General features: G+C 69.0%; 4 protein-coding genes. 1 reads left to right on the top strand and 3 read right to left on the bottom strand.

Annotated elements, in window-relative coordinates; translation table 11 throughout:
- Nucleotides 1-531: 531 nt before the first annotated feature.
- A complete protein-coding gene (locus tag JC881_RS19000; RefSeq protein WP_198787266.1) occupies nt 532-960 on the bottom strand; it encodes a PaaI family thioesterase in 429 nt (142 codons plus the stop codon).
- Between the two features lie 238 nt (nt 961-1,198).
- Here JC881_RS19000 and JC881_RS18995 point away from each other — a divergent pair, with 238 nt between their 5' ends.
- Complete coding sequence (locus JC881_RS18995; RefSeq protein ID WP_198787265.1) at nt 1,199-2,833, top strand: DUF4139 domain-containing protein; 1,635 nt, start codon at nt 1,199-1,201, stop codon at nt 2,831-2,833.
- 10 nt (nt 2,834-2,843) lie between these two features.
- On the opposite strand, the gene JC881_RS18990 is transcribed toward JC881_RS18995, so the two are convergent.
- Nucleotides 2,844-5,024, bottom strand: coding sequence for a TonB-dependent receptor (locus JC881_RS18990; protein WP_198787264.1), 2,181 nt, complete (start codon nt 5,022-5,024; stop codon nt 2,844-2,846).
- 44 nt (nt 5,025-5,068) lie between these two features.
- A complete protein-coding gene (locus tag JC881_RS18985) occupies nt 5,069-6,541 on the bottom strand; it encodes an ABC transporter permease subunit (protein WP_198787263.1) in 1,473 nt (490 codons plus the stop codon).

Below are 6,541 nucleotides of genomic sequence, written 5' to 3'. Positions count from 1 at the left end.
GGGTGTAACCAGAACCTATTGCTTTTGCCCGGCGACGCGGCGAAAAGGCCGCGCCCGCAGATGCGCGTACGCACACCGGTGCAAAACGGATTCAAGAAGATGGATGTGCCTGACCGCAGGTCGGGCAGGCACGGCGGGCAGCACCCCGCAACGAAGACGCAGTGACAGCAGATCCCTGAATGCAAACCAAACGTTCAAGCTTTTCATCGAGCCATCGACAGCACGGCACGAGCCGGACGGTTCGCGAGATGGCGTGACCGTCAGCCGCAGGGTCGGTGTGCTTTTTTAACAGTTGCTTTACGTTTGTCTCTAAGCGTTTACTTCAAAGTGTCAACTCAGTAAAAGACTCGTTGTCTTATTGCGTCAGCGTGTGTTCTGAACTAGGCGCAATGAGGTCTTAACGTCGTATTCCCATGCGGCGTGGGTTGCGCGGCATCGCGCCTCGGGGGCGCGGGTGCGCGGCTGCGCCCGGAGTAATCGGGAAGCTCTAACGAACGGTTCGGCGCGGCCGCGCGTGCGGTCCGCCCGGCGTTACATCTTCGGTACGTTGTCCGGCGTTTCCGCGACCGGAACGAGGATGGCGCTGCCCGTCGCGACGAGCTTCTGCGCGCCCGCTTCGTCTTCGGCATAGAGCTCGGCCGCGGCGAATACTTGCTTGCGCCCAGCCTTCACCACGCGGCCCCGCGCCACGAACACCTGCCCTATCGCGGGCGAGATGCAGTTGACCGAGAAGTGCGAGGCCAGCACCCGGCCCGAGACGGTGGCGGCCGCGTAGCCGCTCACCGTGTCGAGCAGCGCGGCGATCATTCCCGCGTGAAGAAAGCCGGCGTACTGGCCCATGTCTTCCGCGCGCCAGCGCATGCGCAGCTCGGCCTCGCCGTTGGCGGCGCCGGTGACTTCGATGCCGGCCCAGCGGTTGAACGCGGCGGTCTTGTTGATGGCTTGAATGGTGTCGAGCATGAGGAGCTCCTTCGATGAAAAAGGGTGGAGGCAAGAGGTGGGGGGTGCGCGCGGACCCACTCTAGGAAAAGCCACCGCCGCGCGTCGTCGCGCGCGCGACCGCCGAGGCGCGCGCGGTTGCATTGGCGACAGCGCCGCCGGCGATTCAAAAAATTTCGGGCGGCTTAACCCCGCTGCGCGCGCTCATCCGTATGAGTGCGGACCGATCCATTCATCTCACTCATCCCGAAGGCCCGTCATGAACGCACCGTCCCCCGCCCTCCTCTTGCGCGCCACCGTCGTCGCGGCCACCTGGCTCGTGCTGAACGCCAGCGCGCATGCACAGACGCAGGCCGCGGCCTCGGTCGACTCGCGCATCACCCAGGTCAAGGTGTACCCCGGCAGCGCCACCGTGGAGCGCGTGGCGCGCGTCGCGGCCGGCGGCCGCTCGGTCACCTTCGCGTGCCTGCCGGCCGGGCTGGACGTGCAGAGCCTGCAGGTGTCGGCCGATGCGTCGGTGCGCGTGGGCGAGACCTCGGTGCTCGCCGAGCAGCGCGAGCTCTCGGCGCGCTGCGCGACCAGCGCGCTCGACGGCCGCATCCGCGAACTCGAGGACCAGAAGGCCGCGCTCCAGGCCGAGAGCGATGCGCTGGGCATGGTCACGGGTTACCTCAAGGGTCTCTCGGGCGGCGATACGCAGCAGGGCGCCCGCGCGCCGATGGACGCGCGCAACCTTGCCGCGATGACCGACGCGATGCGCCGCACCGGGCAGGACTCGCTGCTCAAGCAGCACCAGCTCGCGCGCAAGCAGGGCGACATCGACCGCCAGCTCAACCCGCTGCTGGCCGAGCGCACGCGCTCGCAGGGCAACGGCGCGCAGGTGGTGGCCGTGACCGTCACGCTGGCGGCCAGCGCCGACGCCGAAGTGAAGCTCAGCTACCAGGTCAACGGCCCCGGCTGGACGCCCACCTACCGCGCGCTGCTCGACACCGCCACGCGCAAGGTGCGCATCGAGCGCCAGGCGCTGGTCGCACAGGCCACGGGCGAAGACTGGCGCGGCGTGAAGCTGGTGCTCTCCACCGGCCAGCCGCGCCGCGAAACCACGGGCCGCATGCCGGGCGCGTGGCGCATCGGCATCGAGCCGCCACCGCAGCCGCAACGTGCCCGCGCCGACATGGCCTATCCGGCGGCACCGGCTGCTTCGGCCATGGCGCCCATCGCCAAGGAGTCGGCCATGGAACGCCGCGCACCGCTGTTCGACGTGAGCGTGTTCGACAACAGCTTCGCCACCGAATTCTCGGTGCCGCAAAGCATCGACGTGCCCTCCAACGGCCAACGCGTGACGATGGCGCTCGGCCAGTACGAAGACACCGCCAGGCTCGCCTCGCGCACGAGTCCGCGCGTGGACCCAAGCGCCTTCTTGGTCGCGGATCTCTCGCAGCCCACGGGCGTGTGGCCGGCCGGCCCGATGCAGCTCTACCGCGACGGCAATTTCGTCGGCAACGGGCAATGGACGGCACCGAGCGATGCGCGCCTGACGCTCTCGTTCGGCCGCGACGAACTGGTGCGAGTGCAGGCCGAGCCCGAGCGCGACAACCAGGGCACGGGCGGCTTCGCCGGCACGCGCGCCGAGCGCAAGGTGCAGCGCGCCTACGTGGTCGAGAACCGCCACCGCACGCCCATCGCGGTGCAGGTGCTCGAGGCGGCGCCGGTGTCTGTGGACGAGCAGGTGCGCGTCGCTTCGCAGTTCTCGCCGCAGCCGGGCGAGCTCGCGTGGAACAAGCAGCCGGGTCTGGCGATGTGGAGCTTCGACCTGGACGCCGGCAAGACCGCGCGCGTGGCGGCCGACTACACCATCAGCTACCCGAAGGACGCGCGCCTGCAGATGCGCTGAGCACGCGCACTCAGAAGTCGAACTTGGCCGACACCTCGAAGGTGCGCCGCGGCGCCAGCAGCACCTGGCTGGTGGCGCGTCCCACCCAGGTGGCGTAGAGCTTGTCGGTCAGGTTGCGCACGCGAAAACTCAGCAACGCGTTCTTCATGCGGTAGCTCACCGCCGCGTCCATGGTGGTGTAGCCGTTGATGCGGATCTCGTTGGCGGTGTCGGTGAACATGGGGCCCGTGCGGTTGAGCGACACGAAGTATTCGAGCTTCGAATTGCCCGGCCGGTAGGTCGCGAAGACGTTGGCCACGCGCTCGGGCACGTTGGGCGGCGTCTTGCCTACGCGCGAGACGTTGCCCGCCTCCACCAGCGTGTCGAAGCGCGCATCGAGCGCCGCGAGATTGCCCGCGAACGTCCACTCGCGTGTGGGCTTCCATACCGCCGAGAGCTCCAGGCCGCGCGACGACTGGCGGCCGTTGTTCACCGTGTTGGCCGCGTTGGCCGGATCGCGCGAGAGCACGTTGTCCAGCTCGATCTTGTAGGCGGCCGCGGTCCACTCCAGGTTGGCTTCGGGCAGGCTCTGCTTGAAGCCCACCTCGGCCTGCTTGCCGCGCGACATCGGGAACGCGGCGTTCGACGCCGACAGCAGGAAGAGCGAGTTCACCGGCAGCGTCGCGTTCGTGTACTGCGCGTAGACGCTCGATTGCGGCGTGAGGTCGTACACCGCGCCGATGCGGCCCGAGGTCGAGCGGTAGCTGGTGTTGAAGCGCGTGTAGCTGCCCAGGTTCAGGTCGGTGATGGCGCGGTCGACATCGGTGCGGTCGTGGCGCAGGCCCCCGACCAGCGTGAGGTTGCGCACCGGCTTGAGCGCGTCTTCGACGAAGACCGAGGTGACCTTCACCTTCGACATGGTGTTCGTCCGGTTGCCGCCGCCCACGCTCAGCGCCGGGTCGTCGTTGAAGAAGCCCACGTACGGATCGAACACCGGCACGCGCAGCAAGCTCGCAGTCGCCGCGCTGCTGTTCGAGAAGCGCCGCTGGCTGCCGAAGCGCGTCTCGCTGTATTCGCCGCCGACGACGAAGCGGTTGTCCATGCCGCCGATCGTGCCCTTGTGGGTGGCGTCGAATCGGTCGAGCCAGAAGTCCTGGTCGTGCGTGATGAGCGTCTGGTCGCGCGCGATGCTGGTCGGTGCCACGAATGTCGCGCTCTCGGAGTTGCGGAACACGCGGTTCGACTTGTTGGCCGAGAACTCGTTGCGCCACGACCAACCGCCGTCGAGCTGGCCGGTCAGGCGTGCGCGCAGCCAGTAGGTTTCCGACGAGTTGTCGTCGTCGAGCACGTTGTAGTTGGTGCGCGCCATGCGCCGGTCGATCACGCGGCCGTCGGACGTGCTCACCACGTTCGTTGGCTGCGTGGCGAAGCCGCGCGGCACCAGCGGCGTGCCCCAGTAGGCGTCGTTGTTGTCGCGCAGGTAGTCGAACGAGAGGTCCAGCTTCACCGAGCCGCCGAGGTCGAGCGCGATGCCGCTGGTGAAGTGATCGATGCGCTCGCCGTTGCGGTCGATGGTGCCCACCTTGGTGTCGTTGCGGCTGTAGTCGATGCGGTAGGCGCTCGCATCGCCCAGCGCGCCGCCGAAGCCGAAGGCCGCGCGCGTGGCGCCGTAGCTGCCGTACGAGAGCAGCGCCTCCTTGTGCGGGTTGTCGCGGTCGGGCCGCTTGGTCACGAAGTTGACGACGCCGCCGATGGCGCCTTCGCCGTCGAGCACCGAGGCCGGGCCCTTGAGCACTTCGATGCGGTCGTAGTTCCAGGTGTCCTGCACGCGGTTGGTGACGCCCGCGCCAGAGCTGCGCACGCCGTCGTAGAGGTACATGAGGCTGGTGAAGCCGCGCGTGGAGAGCGTCGTCGGCGACGACGGCGGGCCGCCCCCCGACAGGCCCGCCATGCCGCGCAGGGCCTCGCTGAAGGTGCGCGCGCCGCGCTGCTGGATCGCATCCTGCGAGAGGATCTCGACGGAGGCCGGCGTCTCGCGCACCGAGAGGCCCAGGCGCGAGGCGGTGCCGCTCGATTCCTCCAGGTGCAGGCTGCTGGCATCGCGGTTGCCTTCGACGGTGATGGCGTCGAGGCCGGCGCTGCTCTGCGCATACGTTGCCTGAAATGCGGTGACGGCGGCCACCGCCATGGCCGTGCGGGTGAACTGGATCATGAGACTGATTGGTTGGAGACGAAACTGAAAATCGGTGTGACGCACTAAGCGACCGAGAAGCGCCGCAGCCGCCATGCCGCGAGGCCGAAGAGCAGCAGGCTGGGCACCAGCAGCTGCAGCACCGCGAGCGCGGCCTGGCCGCGCAGCAGGCCGGCGGGCTCCTCCTGCCAGGCGAACGCGGGAATGCGGTCGAACTCGGGCGGCGTGAGCGCGTCGCGCGCATCGATGCGCGGAAAGAAGAAGGCCTTCCACGCCTCGTGGTGCGCGACGGTCTGCGCCTCGAAGCGCGCATGGCGGCGCGCACCGTTGCCGGCCAGCGCGGTCATGCCCTCGTAGGCCACGGCCGCGGGCGACACGGCGCCGAAGCGGCCGAGCAGCTGCTGCTGGCGCGCCTGCTGCGCATCGAAACGGTCGAGCGCCGGGCGGATCGCTTCGTCCACCTCGCGCTCGATGTGGTAGTTGGCCAGCGCGCGGCCGGCGATCTCGATCTTGCCGTTGCGCGGCACGAGGATCGCGCCGTGGCCCACGTGCTGGTATTCGGTGCCCAGCAGGTCCTGGTGGCGCTTCATCGACTCGGCCGTGACCACGCGCTGGCGCGTGGCGAGCTCGGTGCGCGAAGGCGCCGGCGCGGCCTGCGTGACGGCAAGGTTGAGCAGCACCGGCGCGACCAGCACGAGCATCACCCACGCGATCACCAGCACCATCGCATTGGTCGCCGACGAGGCGCCGAAGGCATTCACCGCCACGACCAACGCGAACCAGAAGAGCGCGTACGCGCCCACGAGCAGCGCCCACCAGAGCGTCGCGCTGCCCGAGCTGCCGGCGAGCCCCGCATGGCGCGCGACCCACAGCACCGCCACCGGCAGCAGCACCGCGGGCCCCAGCAGCACCGCGGCGCGCACCGTGAGCTTGCCCGCGAGCAGCGTGCGAAGGCGCAAGGGCTGCGACAGCAGCAGCCGCAAGGTGCCGTTCTCGCGCTCCGCCGACAGGAGGTTGTAGCTGAGCGCGAAGATCAGGAGCGGCAGCAGGTACACGATGACGAACGCCAGGTCGAAATGCCCGCTCAGCAGGTGCCACGGGTTTTCGATGTCGCTCGGGTTCATGAACACCACGCGGCTCTGGTTCGTGACCTTGTACTGGCTCGAGAACAGGTCGCTCTGCCCCAGCGCGACCGGGCCCAGCGGCGCGGTCGGCAGCAGCGCATGCTGGCCGCCGTAGCCGCTCGCCATGCGCGACGGATCGGCTGGGTTCTCGAACGGCGTGGGCTGCGCGGTGCCCGCGAGGATGGCTTCGAGCTGCACGCGCTGGCCGGCGCGGATGTCGCGGTCGGCCTGCGCGACGGCCGCCTGCGCGCGGTCGCGCTTGGCGGTCTGCACGAGGCCGTTGCCGAGCGCATAGGCCACAAGCAGCAGGAACAGCGCGCCGACGATCCAGAGGCCGCGCTCGGCGAGCATCAGGCGGATTTCCTGGCGCATGACGGCCAGCAGGCGGCGGCCTTGCGGGGGATGGATGGACAT

The organism is Variovorax sp. IB41, from assembly GCF_016405905.1.
In the GTDB taxonomy this organism is placed as follows: Bacteria; Pseudomonadota; Gammaproteobacteria; order Burkholderiales; family Burkholderiaceae_C; genus Variovorax.
The sequence above is the reverse complement of the archived record's forward strand: the minus strand, read 5'-3'. Positions and strand labels throughout refer to the sequence as shown.

What these genes read in the sequence shown, in the direction of transcription:
- JC881_RS18985 (WP_198787263.1), bottom strand. Translation starts at nt 6,541, where the DNA reads ATGTCCATCCATCCCCCGCAAGGCCGCCGCCTGCTGGCCGTCATGCGC.
- JC881_RS18995 (WP_198787265.1), top strand. Translation starts at nt 1,199, where the DNA reads ATGAACGCACCGTCCCCCGCCCTCCTCTTGCGCGCCACCGTCGTCGCG.
- JC881_RS18990 (WP_198787264.1), bottom strand. Translation starts at nt 5,024, where the DNA reads ATGATCCAGTTCACCCGCACGGCCATGGCGGTGGCCGCCGTCACCGCA.
- JC881_RS19000 (WP_198787266.1), bottom strand. Translation starts at nt 960, where the DNA reads ATGCTCGACACCATTCAAGCCATCAACAAGACCGCCGCGTTCAACCGC.